Annotated in this window: 18 protein-coding genes; 12 read left to right on the forward strand and 6 right to left on the reverse strand. The window is 69.8% G+C overall.

Annotated features, from left to right (window positions below):
- The 7 genes from RIF93_RS11645 to RIF93_RS11675 form a co-directional block, all read left to right on the forward strand.
- Positions 1–227 (forward strand): GreA/GreB family elongation factor (locus tag RIF93_RS11645; RefSeq protein ID WP_309091490.1); only part of this gene is annotated, 227 nt, incomplete at its 5' end.
- A gap of 10 nt (positions 228–237) precedes the next feature.
- Positions 238–1212 carry a mitochondrial fission ELM1 family protein gene (locus tag RIF93_RS11650; RefSeq protein ID WP_309091492.1) on the forward strand — a complete coding sequence of 325 codons (975 nt, stop codon included), beginning with the start codon at positions 238–240 and terminating at the stop codon, positions 1210–1212.
- Positions 1213–1254: 42 nt separating this feature from the next.
- On the forward strand, positions 1255–2340 hold the full coding sequence (gene pseG, locus RIF93_RS11655; RefSeq protein WP_309091494.1) for a UDP-2,4-diacetamido-2,4,6-trideoxy-beta-L-altropyranose hydrolase: 1086 nt from the start codon (positions 1255–1257) through the stop codon (positions 2338–2340).
- 25 nt (positions 2341–2365) lie between these two features.
- The gene (locus RIF93_RS11660) at positions 2366–3943 is read left to right on the forward strand and encodes a DegT/DnrJ/EryC1/StrS family aminotransferase (RefSeq protein WP_309091496.1); all 1578 of its coding nucleotides are present in this window, start codon (positions 2366–2368) and stop codon (positions 3941–3943) included.
- A complete protein-coding gene (locus tag RIF93_RS11665; RefSeq protein ID WP_309091498.1) occupies positions 3940–4737 on the forward strand; it encodes a hypothetical protein in 798 nt (265 codons plus the stop codon). The genes RIF93_RS11660 and RIF93_RS11665 overlap by 4 nt, the downstream gene beginning before the upstream one ends.
- A 7-nt stretch (positions 4738–4744) precedes the next feature.
- Positions 4745–5419, forward strand: a complete 675-nt coding sequence (locus RIF93_RS11670; RefSeq protein WP_309091500.1) for an acetyltransferase — start codon at positions 4745–4747, stop codon at positions 5417–5419.
- Between the two features lie 5 nt (positions 5420–5424).
- A complete protein-coding gene (locus RIF93_RS11675) occupies positions 5425–6357 on the forward strand; it encodes a GNAT family N-acetyltransferase (RefSeq protein WP_309091501.1) in 933 nt (310 codons plus the stop codon).
- On the opposite strand, the gene RIF93_RS11680 is transcribed toward RIF93_RS11675, so the two are convergent.
- The 3 genes from RIF93_RS11680 to RIF93_RS11690 are packed head-to-tail and all read right to left on the reverse strand — an operon-like array spanning position 6350 to position 9872.
- The gene (locus RIF93_RS11680) at positions 6350–7213 is read right to left on the reverse strand and encodes a hypothetical protein (protein WP_309091503.1); all 864 of its coding nucleotides are present in this window, start codon (positions 7211–7213) and stop codon (positions 6350–6352) included. The genes RIF93_RS11675 and RIF93_RS11680 overlap by 8 nt on opposite strands.
- A 38-nt stretch (positions 7214–7251) precedes the next feature.
- The gene (locus RIF93_RS11685) at positions 7252–8928 is read right to left on the reverse strand and encodes a tetratricopeptide repeat protein (RefSeq protein WP_309091505.1); all 1677 of its coding nucleotides are present in this window, start codon (positions 8926–8928) and stop codon (positions 7252–7254) included.
- 2 nt (positions 8929–8930) lie between these two features.
- On the reverse strand, positions 8931–9872 hold the full coding sequence (locus RIF93_RS11690; RefSeq protein ID WP_309091507.1) for a phytanoyl-CoA dioxygenase family protein: 942 nt from the start codon (positions 9870–9872) through the stop codon (positions 8931–8933).
- A gap of 75 nt (positions 9873–9947) precedes the next feature.
- Between RIF93_RS11690 and RIF93_RS11695 the strand changes: the two genes are divergently transcribed.
- Positions 9948–10691 (forward strand): glycosyltransferase family protein, encoded by a 744-nt coding sequence (locus RIF93_RS11695; RefSeq protein WP_309091509.1) that lies wholly within the window; start codon positions 9948–9950, stop codon positions 10689–10691.
- Here the strand turns inward: RIF93_RS11695 and pseH are convergent.
- Complete coding sequence (gene pseH / locus RIF93_RS11700) at positions 10688–11263, reverse strand: UDP-4-amino-4,6-dideoxy-N-acetyl-beta-L-altrosamine N-acetyltransferase (protein ID WP_309091511.1); 576 nt, start codon at positions 11261–11263, stop codon at positions 10688–10690. The two genes, RIF93_RS11695 and pseH, sit on opposite strands and share 4 nt — an antisense overlap.
- Positions 11260–12318, reverse strand: a complete 1059-nt coding sequence (pseI, locus tag RIF93_RS11705; RefSeq protein WP_309091513.1) for a pseudaminic acid synthase — start codon at positions 12316–12318, stop codon at positions 11260–11262. The genes pseH and pseI overlap by 4 nt, the downstream gene beginning before the upstream one ends.
- Positions 12319–12395: 77 nt before the next feature.
- Between pseI and trxB the strand changes: the two genes are divergently transcribed.
- The 3 genes from trxB (at position 12396) to RIF93_RS11720 (ending at position 14180) form a co-directional block, all read left to right on the forward strand.
- Complete coding sequence (trxB, locus tag RIF93_RS11710) at positions 12396–13397, forward strand: thioredoxin-disulfide reductase (protein ID WP_309091515.1); 1002 nt, start codon at positions 12396–12398, stop codon at positions 13395–13397.
- 68 nt (positions 13398–13465) lie between these two features.
- Positions 13466–13681: a hypothetical protein gene (locus RIF93_RS11715; RefSeq protein WP_309091516.1), complete on the forward strand. Its 216-nt coding sequence runs from the start codon at positions 13466–13468 to the stop codon at positions 13679–13681.
- 10 nt (positions 13682–13691) lie between these two features.
- Positions 13692–14180: an N-acetyltransferase gene (locus tag RIF93_RS11720; RefSeq protein WP_309091518.1), complete on the forward strand. Its 489-nt coding sequence runs from the start codon at positions 13692–13694 to the stop codon at positions 14178–14180.
- Here RIF93_RS11720 and RIF93_RS11725 read toward each other — a convergent pair.
- Positions 14177–15349: a cell wall hydrolase gene (locus RIF93_RS11725; protein WP_309091520.1), complete on the reverse strand. Its 1173-nt coding sequence runs from the start codon at positions 15347–15349 to the stop codon at positions 14177–14179. The two genes, RIF93_RS11720 and RIF93_RS11725, sit on opposite strands and share 4 nt — an antisense overlap.
- Before the next feature lie 131 nt (positions 15350–15480).
- On the opposite strand from RIF93_RS11725, the gene RIF93_RS11730 reads away from it, so the two are divergent.
- The coding region (locus RIF93_RS11730) for a PAS domain S-box protein (RefSeq protein WP_309091522.1) at positions 15481–16103 on the forward strand (623 nt) is incomplete at its 3' end.

Consider the following 16103-nt stretch of genomic DNA (forward strand, 5'->3'; position numbering starts at 1 on the left):
GCCAGGTGAAGTTCGGCGCCACGGTCTCGCTTGTCGACGAGGACACCGAGGAAGAGGCCCGCTACCAGATCGTGGGCGAGCACGAAGCCGACGTGAAGCGCGGCCGCGTGTCCGTCACCTCGCCGATCGCGCGCGCGATCATCGGCAAGGAGACCGGCGACGTGGTCGAGGTGAACACCCCCGGCGGCGTGAAGGCCTACGAGATCACCAAGGTGGAGTGGGTCTGACCCACTCCCGATGGCGGCGACTTCGCCACCCCTGAACATCTGGGCCGTTTCCGACGGCCGCGCGGGCATTGAGGCCCAGGCCGTGGGCCTGGCGGAAGCCGTGGCCCGCCTGCGGCCCGCCGACATCACGATCAAGCGGGTCAAGTGGAAATGGGGCCTGGGCCGCCTCCCCTGGCGGCTCATTCCCCCGGCAGCTCTGACCGAACCCCTAGGCGAACCGCTCCCGGACATCTGGATCTCCGCCGGCCGCGCCACCCTGCCCCTCTCGACGCGCCTGAAGGGCCCGACCTTCGTGGTCCAGACCCAAGACCCCCGGGCCCCCCTGGGGCGGTTCGACCTGGTCGTCCCGCCCGAACACGATCGGCTGACCGGCCCGAACGTCTTCCCGATCCTTGGGGCGCCGAACCGGCTGACTCCGGCGAAGCTGGCTGCCGAACTCGACGCCTTTCCCCATCTCACCGCACTGCCCGGCCCGCGCATCGCCGCCATCGTCGGCGGCAAGTCCAAGGCCCACGACCTGCCGGCGGCGCACGCCGCCAGCCTCGCCCGTCGGATCGCCGAGGCGGTCGGCGCCTCCGGCGGCTCTCTGATGCTGTCCTTCACCCGACGAACGCCGCCGCAGGCGCGCGCGGCCATGACCGCCGTGCTGCGTGATCTGCCGGGCGTGATCTGGGACGACCGGCCGCCAAACCCCTACTTCGCCTTCCTGGCCGCCGCGGACGCCATCCTTGTGACCGAGGACTCCACGAACCTCGCCACCGACGCCGCCGCCACGGGCAAGCCGCTCTACGTGCTGCCCATGAGCGGCCACTCGGACAAGCTCGCCCGGTTCCACGCCGAGCTGCGGGCCCGCGGCGTCTCGCGCCCCTTCGAGGGCCGCCTCGAGACCTGGACCTATCCGGCGCTCGCGGAGACCGATCGCGCCGCCGCCGAAGTGCTGCGCCGCTATGACCTCAGCCGCACCTCCGACCGCATTTCCGCCTGACGGCCTTTGCATTTGCCTTCGGATGGCCTTTCCTCCGCGCCCATGAGTCTCCCGAGCGGTCCCAGGATCCTGTTCGTGGTCGACGCCGGCCAGAAGGTCGGCGGCGGCCATGTCATGCGCTCGCTGACCCTGGCCAGGGCCCTTGAGGGCCAGGGCGCCAGCTTCGCCTTCCTCGGTCCGCCGGCCGCCAACGAGGTGCTGGAGGCCTTCGCGCCGACCGCCCAGCGCCTGTCGGCGGCCTCGGCCGAACCGCGGGACCTCGCCGCCGCCGTGGGCCGCGAACAGTTCGACGCCATCGTCTTCGACCACTACCAGCTGGGCGAGCGCGAGCACCGCGCCATGGCGCAGGGCCGCCCGGTGCTGGTCATCGACGACCTTGCCAACCGGCCGCTCGGCGCCGACCTCGTGCTGGACTCCGGACCGGAGCGTACGGCGGCCGACTACGACGGCCTGATCCCCGACAGCGCCCGGCTCCTGCTGGGCCCGTCCTATGCGCCTGTGCGCCCCGAGTTTGCGGCGCTTCGCGAGCCGGCGCTCGCCTGGCGCGGCGAGCCGGTGCAGCGCCTGCTCGTGGCCATGGGCATGACCGACGTCGGCGGCATCACGGGTCGGGTGGTCGAGCGCCTGCGCCCACGGGTCGGCGACGCCGGCCTCGACATCGTGCTCGGCGCCGCGGCGCCCAGCGTGCCGGGCCTCGCCAAGATCGCGCGGCGGGACTCCCGGCTGATGCTGCACGTGGACACGCCGCACATGGCTCGCCTCACGGCCGAAGCCGACATCGGCGTCGGCGCCGCCGGCTCCTCGGTGTGGGAGCGCTGCACGCTCGGCCTGCCGTCCATCATGATCGTGCTCGCCGACAACCAACGGGCCGCGGCCCGGGCCCTGGCCGAACGCGGCGCGGCCATCGTCATCGACGCCCAGGCGCCCGACTTCGACGAGGCTCTGGATCGCGGCGTGATGCGCCTCCTGCGCGACGCAGACCTGCGCCGCCGGCTGGCCGCCGCCAGCGCCGAGGTTTGTGACGGTCTGGGCGCGGGCCGCACCGCCGAGGCTTTCCTGAAGCTGATCGCCGCGCGCGGGGCGGCCACTGATCGGGCGTTAACCAATCCGAACCCCGAGCGCTCCTAGCCTTCGTCGGGCGGAGGCGATTCGGATGAGTGAAGCGGCAAGGCTCCAGGTCGACGGCGACGCGGGCTTAACCGGCGCCCTACGGCTCGTGGAGCTGCAGACCATCCCGATGGAAAACGGCATTCTTGGGGTCGCCGAAGTCTCGAAGCACATCGGCTTCCCCGTCCACCGCGCCTACTATATCCGCGACGTGCCGCCAGGGCAGGGCCGTGGGGGACACGCTCACAAGGCGCTGCGCCAGTGCTTTTTGTGCCTGCGCGGCAGCTTCGCCCTTTCCATCACCAAGAACGGCCAGACGGAAACCGTGGTGCTGGACAGGCCCGACCTCGCCGCGATCGTCGAGCCAGGCTGTTGGCGCGATCTAAGCGGCTTCTCCGAGGACGCGGTGGTGGTCGTCCTCGCGTCGGATGAATACGACGAAGCCGATTACCTCCGGCGCTACGACGACTTCCTGACGTGGGAAGCGGACGGCGAGCCGGTGATCTCTCCTCCCTACCTCGACCTGACTCGGAACGCGCGCGAGATGGCGCCCGAACTCGAGCAGGTCATACGCCGCGTGCTGCGCAGCGGCCACTTCATCGGGGGCCCGGAAGTGGAGCGGTTCGAGACCCGCTTTGCGGGTTATTGTGGCGCTGCCCACATGGTCGGAGCCGGCAACGGCCTGGACGCCCTGGTGCTGGCGCTGAAGGCCTGGGGTATCGGCGCGGGCGATGAAGTGATCATCCCGGCGCATACCTTCATCGCCACTGCCCTCGCCGTGGACGAGACCGGCGCGACCCCCGTGCTAGTCGATGTGGAGCCTGACACAGGGCTGATGGACGTCGTCGGCGTTGCGGAAGCCATTACTAAGCGGACGCGCGCAGTCATCCCGGTGCACCTCTACGGCCACCCGGTCGACATGGACGGTCTGAAGTCGGCCATCGCGGGTCGCGACGATATCCGCGTCCTCGAGGACGCGTGCCAGGCGCACGGGGCCCGCTACAAGGGCAGCCGCTGCGGCGCATTGGGCGATGCTGCGGCTTTCAGCTTCTACCCCACGAAGAACCTCGGCGCTCTTGGCGACGGCGGAGGCCTCACGACTAACGACGCGGCGTTCGCCCAAACCGTTCGCATGCTGGGCAACTACGGCTCGCGCGTTAAGTACGAGCACGAGCTTGCCGGCCGCAACTCGCGCCTCGATCCGATCCAGGCGGCCATCCTCGACGCCAAGCTCGAGCGCCTTGATGCCTGGAACGCCATGCGCAGCCAGCTGGCGCTTCGGTATTTCCGCGGGCTCGCGGATCTCCCCGGCGTCGATCTTCCCGCGGTGCGCACCTGGGCGGAGCCCGTCTGGCATGTGTTCGCGGTCCGGGTTCCCGGGCGCCGCGCCGAGCTCCAGGCTTACCTCGCCGAGAGTGGCGTGGGTACGAACGTGCACTATCCGACGCCCGTGCACCTGCAGCCCTGCTACGCTGGCCGTTGGCAAGCCGGGGACTTCCCCGTCGCCGAGGCAATGGCGAGCTCCGTGCTGAGTCTGCCCCTCGACCACACCCACACCGTTCGTGAGATCGACTTCGTCATCGAAAGGGTGCGGGCCTTCTTCGGCCGGAGCGTCGCCCTGTGAGCGCGCGAGCGGATCTTGATCACCTGCGCCGGTCGCAGCGCCTCGACCTGGCCGCAGTGGAGCTCGACTATGAGGGCTTCCGCGCCCTCGCCGCCAACCCGCACCTTTCGGCGCACGAAAAGATCGGCTTCCCGGACGCGTATCGCGAAGGATTCGAGCAGGCGATTCTCACGGACATCTGCGCCAAGCTGCCGATGCTGAGAGAGGCCGAGGGTCGGACTGTGGTGGACATCGGCCCTGGCTGCGCCGCCCTGCCACGCATGCTCGTCGATCTCTGCCGCGATCGGCGCCATCGGCTCGTCCTGGTCGACAGCCCGGAGATGCTCGCGCTCCTGCCAGACATCGACGGCGTCACGCTCAAGCAGCCCGGCCTCTTCCCGAAGAACGCCGCCGCGGTGCGCGAGACCGCCGCCAGCCCAGCCGACGCGCTGATCTGCTACAGCGTACTCCACTACATCTACATAGACTCCAATCTGTTCGACTTCGTGGACGCGACGGTGAACCTTCTGGCTCCCGGCGGGCAGGCGCTAATCGGCGACATCCCGAATGTTTCGAAGCGCCGCCGCTTCTTCGCCACTGAGCGCGGACAGGCCTTCCACCGCCAATTCACCGGGTCCACCGAGCCCCATGAGGTGCGCTGGGCCGAACCTTGTCCCGGCAAGATCGACGATGCGGTGCTTCTGGGCCTCATGCAGCGAGCCCAAGGCGCCGGCTGCGACGCCTACCTCCTGCCCCAGCCCGCCGGCCTGCCTATGGCCAACCGCCGCGACGACCTGCTTATCGTCAAGCCTTGAGGCCGAGATGACTGACAAGCCCCTCGTCATCATCGGCAACGGCGAGATCGCCGAGATGGCGCATCAGTACTTCGCCTACGATAGCCCGCGGGAGGTCGCCGGCTTCGCCATCGGCGCCGAATACATCAAGGAAACTGAGCTCGCCGGCCTGCCCGTGCTGCCGCTCGAAGAGCTGACCCAGAGCCACCCGCCCGACCGCTACGACGCCTTCGTGGCGATCGGCGACGGTCAGCTCAACCGGATCCGCCGTCGGCAGGTCGACGCGGTCAAGGCCCTTGGCTACGGCATGGCCAGCTACGTGAGCTCGAAGGCCTTCGTCTGGCGCAACGTCGAGATCGGTGAGAACTGCTTCATCCTCGAACACAACGTCCTGCAGCCCTTCACCCGGATCGGAGACAACGTCACGCTCTGGAGCGGCAACCACATAGGCCACCGGACGGTGATCGAGGATGACGTCTTCTTCGCCTCCCACATCGTCGTGTCGGGCTTCTGCCGCATCGGTCGCTCCAGCTTCGTGGGCGTCAACGCTGCGTTCGCGCCGCACGTCGCCGTGGGAGAAGACAACTTCATTGGCATGTCGGCGGTCGTAACCGCCTCGACCGAGCCGGACGGCGTCTACCAAGGCCACCCCGCCGAGCGCCGCTCGATTTCCGCCAAGCGATATTGCCGCGTCCGGGATTGAGCGGCTTGCAGATCCAGCCTTACAGCCCGGCGCTCGCCGAGCGTTGGAACGAGCTGAACCGAGCGGCCGCGAACGGGCACTTCATGTTCGACCGCCAGTTCTTGGACTACCACGCGGACCGCTTCGAGGACTCCTCGCTCATGGTGTTCCAGGGAGAACGCGCGGTGGCTCTCCTGCCCGTCAATCGACGGGGCGAGGAGGCTTGGTCCCACCAGGGCCTCACCTTCGGCGGACTCGTCTCGCACAATCTCGGCACGGCCGAGACGATGGCGGCGCTGGACGCCTGCGTCGAGGTGCTGAGGGCGCAAGGCGCGCGGTCCTTGACCTACAAGCCGCTGCCCTGGATCTACGCTCGCGAGCCCGCGCAGGCCGATCTCTACTGGCTGTTCCGGCGGGATGCGGCGCTGATCCGCCGCGACGTCAGCGCCGCCATCGACTACCGGGCGCGCGGCCCCGTCTCTGGCCGCCGGGCGCGCGGCGCGCGCAAGGCTGCGGCCGCGGGTCTGGTCTTCGGCCCGTCGGACGACTGGACGGGCTACTGGCGATTGCTGATGGAAGTGCTGGGTCAGAGGCACGGCGCGGCCCCGGTCCACAGCCTCGACGAAATCCGCTTGCTGGCCGCCCGCTTTCCCGAGCAGATCGCCCTACATACTGCGACGCTCGACGGACAGATCGCCGCGGGGGTCGTGATGTTCGCTTCAGCTCAGGTGGCGCACGCCCAGTATATCGCTGTCGGCGAACAAGGCCGCGCCTTGGGGGCGCTCGATGGTCTCTTCGAGCACCTGATCCACGCTCATGGCGCGACGCATCGCTGGTTCGACTTCGGCATCTCGAACACCGATCAGGGCCGCACGCTCAACGAAGGGCTGATCCGGCAGAAGGAGGAGTTCGGCGCCGGCGCGGTCGTCCACGACTTCTATCGCGTCGAGCTCAGCTGAGGCGGCGCCACGCCAGCCCCATCCCGGTCCGCCCGAAGCCGTCGCCGTTGTAGAACAGGAGCTCGCGGTCACCGATCTGGCAGGGCGCTCCGAAGCAGGTCATCTGAGCTTCCCAAGGTTCGCGCCCGTCTGGCAGGACCGGCCGCCGCGCCGCGCCGGGTCCGAGGGCGGTCTCCACGAGCTCATATCCGCTCCGGCTCCGCACAGACAGCATCAGCCGCTCGCCGCCGAGGCTCACCGGCCGGCCGAAGCCTAGCTCACCGCCCTCCACGTCCGGGGCCAGCAGTTCGCGTCCGGGACCCGTCCATTCCCAGGGCGTCGGCGAGCGCAGCTCCATCAGGCTGTAGATCGGCAACCGCTTGCCGTGCTCGCCTGTGACGAACCGGTCGCCGCCGATGTAGAGCAGCCGCCAGCCGTCGCCCGTCCGCTCGAGAAACGGCGCCGTTCGAAACAGCCTCTCGCCGTCGCAAGGCCTCAGCAGGGGGCCCGCGCGGTCGAAGGTGAGACCGCCGTCCTCCGAGAAGGCGAGCCCCCCGAATAGCGTATAGGGGGTGTCGTCCGGACCCCGACGCCAGCCGATGTACAGCAACGCCAGCCGGTCTTCCTGTTGCACGATCTGGGACGGATTGACCCCGTCAGCGTCGAAGGCCCCGGCCGCTCCCAGGTCCAGACTTGGCTTTTCCGAACGAGCCATGAGCGGGAACGGCGGCTCGAGGCCGAAGTCCGCGAAGAAGATGCGTCCGCGGAGGTCGTCGTCGCAGGCGGCGTAGTAGACCCTCACGCGATCGGGCAGCACCAGCGGCGTCGGCAGCATGGCGTGCGTCCGCGCGAGAGGTCCCCCGGATGCGGTGAGCACCCGGCCCACCTTCGCCCAGGGCCCTCTCGCCAACGGCGTCATGCGGCGCCGGGCAGCACGGAATTCCCGCGTGAACGATCGAGCATCTCGAAGAAGGCGTCCTCAAGCCGGCGAGTGAAGCTTGGCCCGTCACAACACGGGCCGGCCTCGAAGCCCGGCCGCACGCGCTCACGCAAGGCGTCCAGCCGGTCCAGGTCCGCGACCAGCGCAAGCGCCCGTCCGACGAAGTCTTGCGGGGTATCTGCCGCCAGGTCCTCGAGGCCGGCGGCTTCCAGCATGCTGCGCGCGTAGAAGCCTTGCAGCGTCGCACCGGCCAGAGAGAGCACGGGCACGCCGTTCGACATGGCCTCCAGCGTCGTGGTCGAGCCCGGCGCGGGCCACCCGTCCAACATCAGATCGACCGCTCGGAAGGCCCGGTAGTATTCCTCGCCCGTGCTGTGGCCGGAGAAGATCAGGCGCTCCGGCGCCACGCCGTGCGCTGCGAAGCGCGCCGCGGTCACACTCTGCAGCACTGGGTCAATGAAGTAGCGGTACTTAAGCATCAGCCTGGTCTGCGGGGCGTTGCGCAGCACCGTCGCCCAGGCCGCAAGGGCGCCGTCGCTCATCTTGGCCGGGTGATTGAACGATCCCAGTGTGACGACGCCGGCCGTCCGCGCGGGCGTGGCCGTGGGCGGCAGCCGGTCCGTCGCGGGCTGGAACGGCGCGAACACCGGTCCGATCGGCCAGAGGCGCTCGGTGAAGAGACCCGAGAGGTCCAGCGCCGCCGCCCCGTCCGCGTGCAGAATGTAGTCGATCTGCGGCAGCCCCGTCGTCTGGATGAAGTTGATCCAGGCGATCTGCACCGGCGCGGGGCGGCAGGCGAACACACCCAGCCGCGACCCCGCGGTGTGGCCCCAGCAGTCCGAAAGCACGTCGATCCCGTCGGCGCGCATCATCGTCGCCGCGGCTTCGTCGCTCAGCTCGCCGATGGCCCGCACCTTGATCCAGTCCGGCCAGCCGGTCTCGGTCGCCGCGTCCGCCGGATACAAGGTCACCTCCACTCTTGCCGGGTCGTGGGCCTCCAGGACCGGAGCCAGGAACTGGCGCACCTGGGAGGTGGCGAAACTCGGGGCCACATAGCCGATCCTGAGTCGCCGCCGTTCGTCCGTGGCCAGCTGGAACGGCGGCGGCTCAGGCGCGCGCGCCCAGCGCGCGGCCCAGGCGCGGGATTCCTGCGCATGGGCGCGTTCGCCGCCGTCCACGAAAAGCTGCGGGAACAACAGGAACTGGTGCAGCGCCGCCGATGGGAAGTTCTCCACGGCCACCTGCAGATACTGGATCGCCTCGCCGATGCGACCCTGGTGCTGCAGCGACAGCGCATAGCTCAGCAGTCCGGCGGCATCGATCCGGCCGGCGCCCAGCGCCATCCCCCACACCACCGAGGCGCAGGCCACGTGATGTTGCGCGTAGAGCTCCATGGCGGTCCGGCGGCCGTAGTCGGGATCCGACTTCAGCCGCGCCAAGTCGGCGCCCGCGCCGCGCACCACAGCGAGCGCCTGCAGCGTCCGTGCGTCGTTCAGCACGTCGTCGGCGGGCTCCCCCGCCTGCATCAGCGCCGCGGCCAGGCCGTAGCGCGCTTCAAAATCGCCGGGGTCGCGCGCCACCGCTTCGGTGAAGGCGGCCAGCGCCGCCTCCGTGTCGGCGGCCAGCAGGGCGACGCGTCCCGCTGCGCTCATGCTCACGCCTTCAGGACCGTGTTCTGGCGGATCACCGCAGCGCCCTGGGCGTCCAGGTCCTTGCGGGTGTCGGTGAGGCTGAGCGGGCCGGTCAGGGTGGCGTTCACGGCGTCCATCCCCGAACGCTGCGCGGCGCCGCGGGCGATCAGGTAGCGCAGCGAGATCCGCTCGTGGTCGGCCGCGTCCGGCTGCGTGCCGTGCAGGGTGCAGGCGTGCCAGATGGCGGCGAACCCCGTCCCGCCGGTCAGGATGCGCTGCCGCACGCTGGCCTCGCCATGGGGGCCGTTGCGGTAGAGCCAGCTGTCATCGCCGGTGCGCGTCAGGTCGTGCGGGAACACCGAGCCGCCCAACCGGTGACTGCCTTCCAGCAGGTAGAGCGGCGCATCCGCCTTCGTCACCGGATGCAGGTAGACGTAGAGCGTCAGGAAGTCGGCCTCTCGTTCCTTGTAGTCGATCAGGTCCTGGTGGAAGTCGATGCCGTAGAAGTAGGTCACGTCCCGGTTCTGCGGCTTCACATAGGCGCCAAGATTGTTCACCGGGTTGCCGTGGATCCGGGCGCGAAGCCACTCGGGCACGCTCTTGGCGGGCACGCCGCAAACGACCTTCTTGTTCAGGATCTCGTAGCCCTCGCCCAGGAGGGCGGTGACCGCCTCGACGATATGCGGCGCCCGCTCGACGAAGCCCAGGCGGTCCTCGAACCGCTCCAGCAGGTTGCGGCCGGGCCTGGGGTTCACGCCCGTGTACTGCGGATCGGCGTCGAACTCGGCTTCCGACAGGAACAGGCTTTCGTCGAAGGCCCGGGTGGCGCGGATCTCGGCCAGCAGCTCGGCCGCCGCGGTCGGATCGACCACCTCGTCGAACAGGTGAGCCCCCTGGCGGATGAAATCCGAAACGACCTGTTCCGAAAGGCTCCAGGCGGCGGAGGACTTGGCCGTGGCGTTCATCGCGGACTCCGGGCAGACGCGCTCATCCCGCACGTCATACGAGTCGCGTTAACCCTAGCTTACCCTCGGGCGCGCATGATCGGGCCGCGACGGAGAGCCACGCTGACACTCGCCATCCTGCAAGCCCGCCTGAGCTCAACCCGCCTGCCCGGCAAGGTGGTGAAGGACCTTCTGGGCCGGCCGATGATCCTGCGCCAGATCGAGCGCACGCGGCGCGCCCGACGGCTGGAGCGACTGGTCGTGGCGACCAGCGTCGACGCCAGCGACGATCCCCTGGCCGAACTGCTGCAGGCCGCCGGCGTGGATGTCTTCCGCGGCCCCCTCGACGACGTGCTGGGCCGCTACATCGGCGCGCTCGAGCACTGGCCCTCCGACGTGGTGGTTCGGCTGACGGCCGACTGCCCCCTCATCGATCCCCAGGTGCTGGACGACACCATCGCCTTGCTGCTCGAAACCGGCGCAGACTACGCCCACTGCCGCACGCAGGAGGTCGGCTTTCCCAAGGGCCAGGACGTCGAGGCCATGACCGCCGCCACCCTGCGCCGGGCCGCCGCCGCGGCCGCCACCCGCGAGGAGCGCGAACACGTCACCTGGGGGATCTGGAGCCGGCCCGACCTCTACCGCGTCGTCCGCCTGTTGCCGCCGCAGGAATGGGGCCACGTCCGCTGGACTGTCGACCGGCCAGACGATTTCGAGTTCGTGTGCGAGGTCTATCAGGCGCTCTATCCCGAGGATCCCGCCTTCACTTCGGACGACGTCCGCGCCCTGGTGGCCAGCCGCCCCGACCTGGCGAACTATGGCGGCGAGCCGCGCGTCTAGGGTGCGTCGGCCAGGCTCGCCGGCTCGATCCCTCTCTCGCGCAGCTTGGCCTCGATGGCGGGCTTGGCCGCTTCCCAGTCGGCCTTGAGCATGCCTAAGCCCACCACGTCCTGGAACCGGCCGCCCTTGCAGACGTGCTCGCGGTAGCAGGCCTCGCGCTTGAAGCCGAAGCTCTCGTGCAGCTTCCAAACGGCCTCGTTCTCCAGCAGCACCTCGCACCACAGCTTGTGGAAGCCCATGGTCTCGAAGACGTGCCGCAGCACGATGTATTCCACCTGCGCGCCGACGCCGCGGCCGCGGGTGGAAGCCTCGCCCAGGTAGTAGGCCCAGTCGCAGCGGCGGATGATCGGATCGATGCGAGCCAGGTTGGCCAGGCCCACGGGCTGGCCGTCCATCTCGATGATCCAGTAGCGGCGATCCTCCAGCGTCAGCGCCGCGGCGAACCAGCGGTCGTGCTCGGCCTGGCTGATCCGGTGGTCGGTGTACATGTAGGCCGCGACGTCGGGCGAGTTGCGCCACGCCAGCAGCCGTGCGCTGTCCTCGTGCTCCACCTGCCGCAGCCGCACCGTCATGTCGCCACCATGTCCCAGGCTAGGGGCTCGCCCCGCTTCAGGTCCCGCGCCGCCGGCCGCCCCAGCACCGCGTCCAGCTCGCCCGGCGGCAGGCCGTCGCCCGGCCGGATAGAGCGCACGTTGGCCCGTGTCAGCGGCTCGCCCGCGCGCACGTCGGCCGCCACGTAAAGCGAGCGGCGGAACTGGATGTTGCCCTTCTCGGCGCCGACAAGGTCGTACTGGGCCCGCCCCAGCGCCCGCCAGGCGGCCTTGCAGTCGCCGACAAGCGCCGTGAACTCCGCCGGCTCCAGGCTGAACGCGGCGTCGGGCCCGCCGCCGGCCCTGGCCAGGGTGAAGTGCTTCTCGATGACGCTGGCGCCCAGGGCCACGGCCGCAACCGAGGCCGCCGTGCCCGGCGTGTGGTCCGAGAGGCCGACGGGACAGGCGAAGCGTGCGCCCATGTCCGCCACCGTGCGGACGTTGGCGTCCTCCAAGCGGGCTGGATAGCTCGACACGCAGTGCAGCAGCACGACCCCTGGCGCGCCGGCCGACAGCGCCGCGTCGCGGGCGGCCTCGATCTCGGCCAGGTTGGCCATGCCCGTGGAGATGATCAGCGGCTTGCCCTTGCCCGCGGCGTAGCGGATCAGCGGCAGGTCCACCGCTTCGAACGAGGCGATCTTGAACGCCGGGGCGTCCAGATCGGACAGCAGGTCCACCGCCGTCTCGTCGAAGGGGCTGGAGAACAGGATCACGCCCAGCTTCCGCGCCCGCTCGAACAGGGCCTCGTGCCACTCGTAGGGCGTCTGGGCCTCCTGGTAGAGCTCGTAGAGGCTGCGGCCGTCCCACAGACCGCCCTTGATGTGGAACGCCGGCGCGTCCACGTCCATGGTGATGGTGTCGGCGGTGTAGGTCTGGATCTTGATGGCGTCGCAGCCGGTGGCGGCGGCCGCATCGATCATCGACAGCGCGCGCTCCAGGCTGCCGTTGTGGTTGCCCGACAGCTCGCAGATGACGAAGGGCTCGTGCTCGGCCCCGACCTTGCGTCCGGCGATCTCGACGTGCGGCTGAGTCGACATACCCCATTCTAGGCCTGCGCTGCCTGAAAGGCGCGTTAACCCTTCGACCCGCCCGGAATCGACACTACATTGCGGCTATGTCCGAACCCCGCTCCGTCCGCTGCCTGATCGTGGGCTCCGGCCCCGCCGGCTACACCGCCGCCATCTACGCCGCCCGCGCGCTGCTCAAGCCCGTTCTGATCCAGGGCATCCAGCCCGGCGGCCAGCTCACCATCACCACCGACGTCGAGAACTATCCGGGCTTCGCCGACGTGATCCAGGGCCCCTGGCTGATGGAGCAGATGCAGGCCCAGGCCGAGCACGTGGGCACGGAGATCGTCAACGACATCGTCATCAAGGCCGACCTGTCGCACCGTCCGTTCCGGCTGGAGACCGACAGCGGCCAGGTCTGGCTGGCCGAGACCCTGATCATCGCCACCGGCGCCCAGGCCAAGTGGCTTGGCCTGGAGTCCGAGCAGAAGTTCCAGGGCTTCGGCGTCTCGGCCTGCGCCACCTGCGACGGCTTCTTCTACCGCGGCAAGAACGTGGTCGTGGTCGGCGGCGGCAACACGGCCGTCGAGGAGGCCCTGTTCCTCACCAACTTCGCCGCCAAGGTCACGGTCGTGCACCGGCGCGACGAGTTCCGGGCCGAGAAGATCCTGCAGGAACGCCTGTTCAACCACGAGAAGATCGAGGTGATCTGGGACAGCGCCATCGACGAGGTGCTGGGAACCACTGATCCGCTGGGCGTGACTGGCGTCCGGCTGAAGAACGTCAAGACGGGCGAGACCCGCCAGATCGACGCCGACGGCGTCTTCATCGCTATCGGCCACGCGCCGGCGTCCCAGCTGTTCCACGGTCAGCTGGAGATGGACGCGTCGGGGTATCTGAAGGTGAAGCCCGGCACGGCCTCGACGGCCATCCCGGGCGTCTACGCCGCCGGCGACGTCACCGACGACGTCTACCGCCAGGCCGTGACCGCCGCCGGCATGGGCTGCATGGCCGCGCTGGAGGCCGTCCGCTTCCTGGCCGAGGAAGACCACCGCAAGGCGCACCACCCGATCAGCCACCAGGAAGCCCAGAAGATCGGCGCCTGGTAGCTGGCCTCCGCCGAATTTGAACGGCCGCGCTGAAACTCGATACGCATTTCACGGGTTGGGGCCCGGCGATGCGGAACAGCGAACGGTATGCGGAACAGGCGGAGGCGGTGATGCGCCTGGCCGCCAAGGCGGAGAGCCGCGCCGAGCGAGAGGTCTATCTCAACATCGCGGAAGGCTGGCGCAAGCTGGCGGCCGAGGCGATCCGGAACGAACGCCATCACGACGACGACCGAGCCTGGCGGGACCGGACCTCCGACCGCGACGAGAGCAGCGCCAGCGGCTAAGCTGGTCCGTGTGATCCGCTACGCCCGCCCTTCCGACCACGATCCCGTCCGCCAGCTCGTCGCCGACGCCTTCGGACGCGAGTCCGAGGCCCGGCTAATCGATCTCTTGCGCGCGGACGGCGACGTGCTCTTCGAGCTGGTTTCGCTGACGGACGAGACCCTGGAAGGCCACATCCTCTTCAGCCGGATGTGGGCCGACCGCGAGGGGCTGTACGCCGCCCTTGGCCCCGTTGCGGTCCGCCCTGATCTGCAGCGCACGGGGGTTGGCTCCTCGTTGATCCGCGCGGCTCTCCAGGCCGCGCGCGAGTTCGGCGTCGAAGGCGTCATCCTCCTGGGCCACCCGGCCTACTACCCACGGTTCGGCTTCTCGGCGGAGGCGGCGCGGCAGGTGCGCAGCCCCTATTCGGGAAACCCCGCCTTCATGGCGCTGGCGCTCGAGCCTGGCGCCTTCGATGCGCCCATGACCGCCGCCTTCGCGACCGCGTTCGAGCGCGTCTAGGCGGGCGGCGCGCTCGTCGGGGCCGGCGCCGCGGCGGGCTTATCGAGGCCCTTGTCGAAAGCCTCGAGCTTCTCGTTGATGTCTTTGATCTCGTCCGGCGTGGCCTTGCGGCGGGCGGGCGAGATCACGCCCTGCACGCGGGTGCGCTCGCCGCCGGAGGCCGACGGGTCGGCCACGGTGTAGGTGCGCACCTCGCCGGCCACGGCCAGGGTCACCTTCCGCTCAGCCGGCAGGCCCTGCCTCTCGGGCGAGAGGAGGCCGCCCTGCGTGCGCTGGTCCACGCCGCCGAGGATCGCCGGCGTCAGATAGGCCTCTCGGCCCGAATAGCGTCCGGTGAAGGCCGGCGGCTCGCCCCAAGGGCCAGTCCAGCGATAGAAGATGTGCGCGCCGACCTGGGTCATCTTCACCAGGGTCGGCGCCCAGTACGGCGCCACATAGGCCGCGTGGTAGTGCGTCGCCGAGCCCACGTGCTTGGCCACGTGACCGTTCAGCGCGCGCTCGGCCACCCGTCGGGCCTGCCGCCACAGCGCCGGCTCCGGCGCCCAGCGCAGCGAGCCGTCGCAGGTGAAGGTGAATTGGCAGCCGGTCGCCCGCGCCGAGCCCTGATAGACGACGCCGCAAACCGACTTCGGATAGGCCGGATGGCGCACCCGGTTCAGCACGACCTGGGCTACCGCCTCCTGGCCGAGGCCCGGCTCGCGGGCGGCTTCGTAATAGACCGCCTCGGTCAGGCACTGCAGGGCCCGCGCCCGATCCTCGCCGCCGGCCTTCAGGATGAAGGGCTTCATGGGCCGGATCGGCAGGTCGGAGAACGGCCGCAGCTCGTTCAGCTCCTCGGCCGTCTGGCCGGCGGTCGGCAGCCCGAGGTCCGGAACCTGGTCGATGTCGAGGCTCGCCCAGCCTTCCGGGCGGTTCCACAGGTCGGCCTGGCGCAGGCCGGGATCGTGACGCAGGGCGAGCGCCCGCATGGCCGGGTCCATCCGCGCGGCGATCCGCGTCAGCGTCGCATCCGACAGGTCGCTGGCGGCGAACCGCGCCCGCTCGCGCGGGATCGGATCGGCGTTCGGCGCGCAGCCCACGGCGAAGGCGGTCAGCGCCAACGCAGCGCCCGCCAGTCCGAGGGCCGCCGCCCGCATGTCGCCTGCAGTCTTCAGGGAAACCCCTCGCATCGAGCCGTGGCATATAGGGGGAGACCGGCGTTCTTTGGACCCCTCAGAGGCGAAAAAGTGATGCCGGTCGCCTTAAAGTTCAGCCATGGTGCAAACGCCCGCATTCCGGGTCCGTGTCGAGTTCCATTTCGATGACTCCTACCGAGTGGCCGCTCCGGCTGATCCCGCGGCGTTCGCCGCCGCTTTGGGCTGCCCTCACGATCAGCGCCGTCTCCCTCGGCCTGGCGATGACGCTCCGCGGCGTGCTGTTGGGCCTCGAGCACGCCGGCGGCATCGGCTCCACCACTCTGCCGGCGCTCATCGTCATCTGCCTCTACGCCGGGCCGCGCTTCGCCTGGGTCGCCCTGGCCGTCGCGATCGCGGTGGGCGCCGCCTTCCCGATCCTGCGCCCTACGGGCGGGAACGACTTGGCCGTCGTCGTCATGTTCGCGGTCTCGGGCGTCGTGACGGTCATCTTCTCGGGCGCGCTGCGCGAGGCGCTGCTGCGCCTGGACGAGGCCAACGCGGCGCAGGAACGCGCCGGCCGCGCCCTGGCCGACTCCGAGGCTCGCTTCCGCCTGCTGGCCGACAGCGCGCCGATCCTGATGTGGGTCACCCGTCGCGACGGCAAGCGCGAGTTCGTGAACCGTACCTATCTCGAGTGGCTGGGCGCGTCGTACGAAGAGGCGCTGGACTTCGACTGGCGCAAGATCCTGCATCCCGAGGACCTGCCGCGGATCCTGAAGGAACAGGTGGCCGGCGAAGGCTCGCGCGA

The organism is Phenylobacterium sp., assembly GCF_031181185.1.
Lineage (GTDB): Bacteria > Pseudomonadota > Alphaproteobacteria > Caulobacterales > Caulobacteraceae > Phenylobacterium.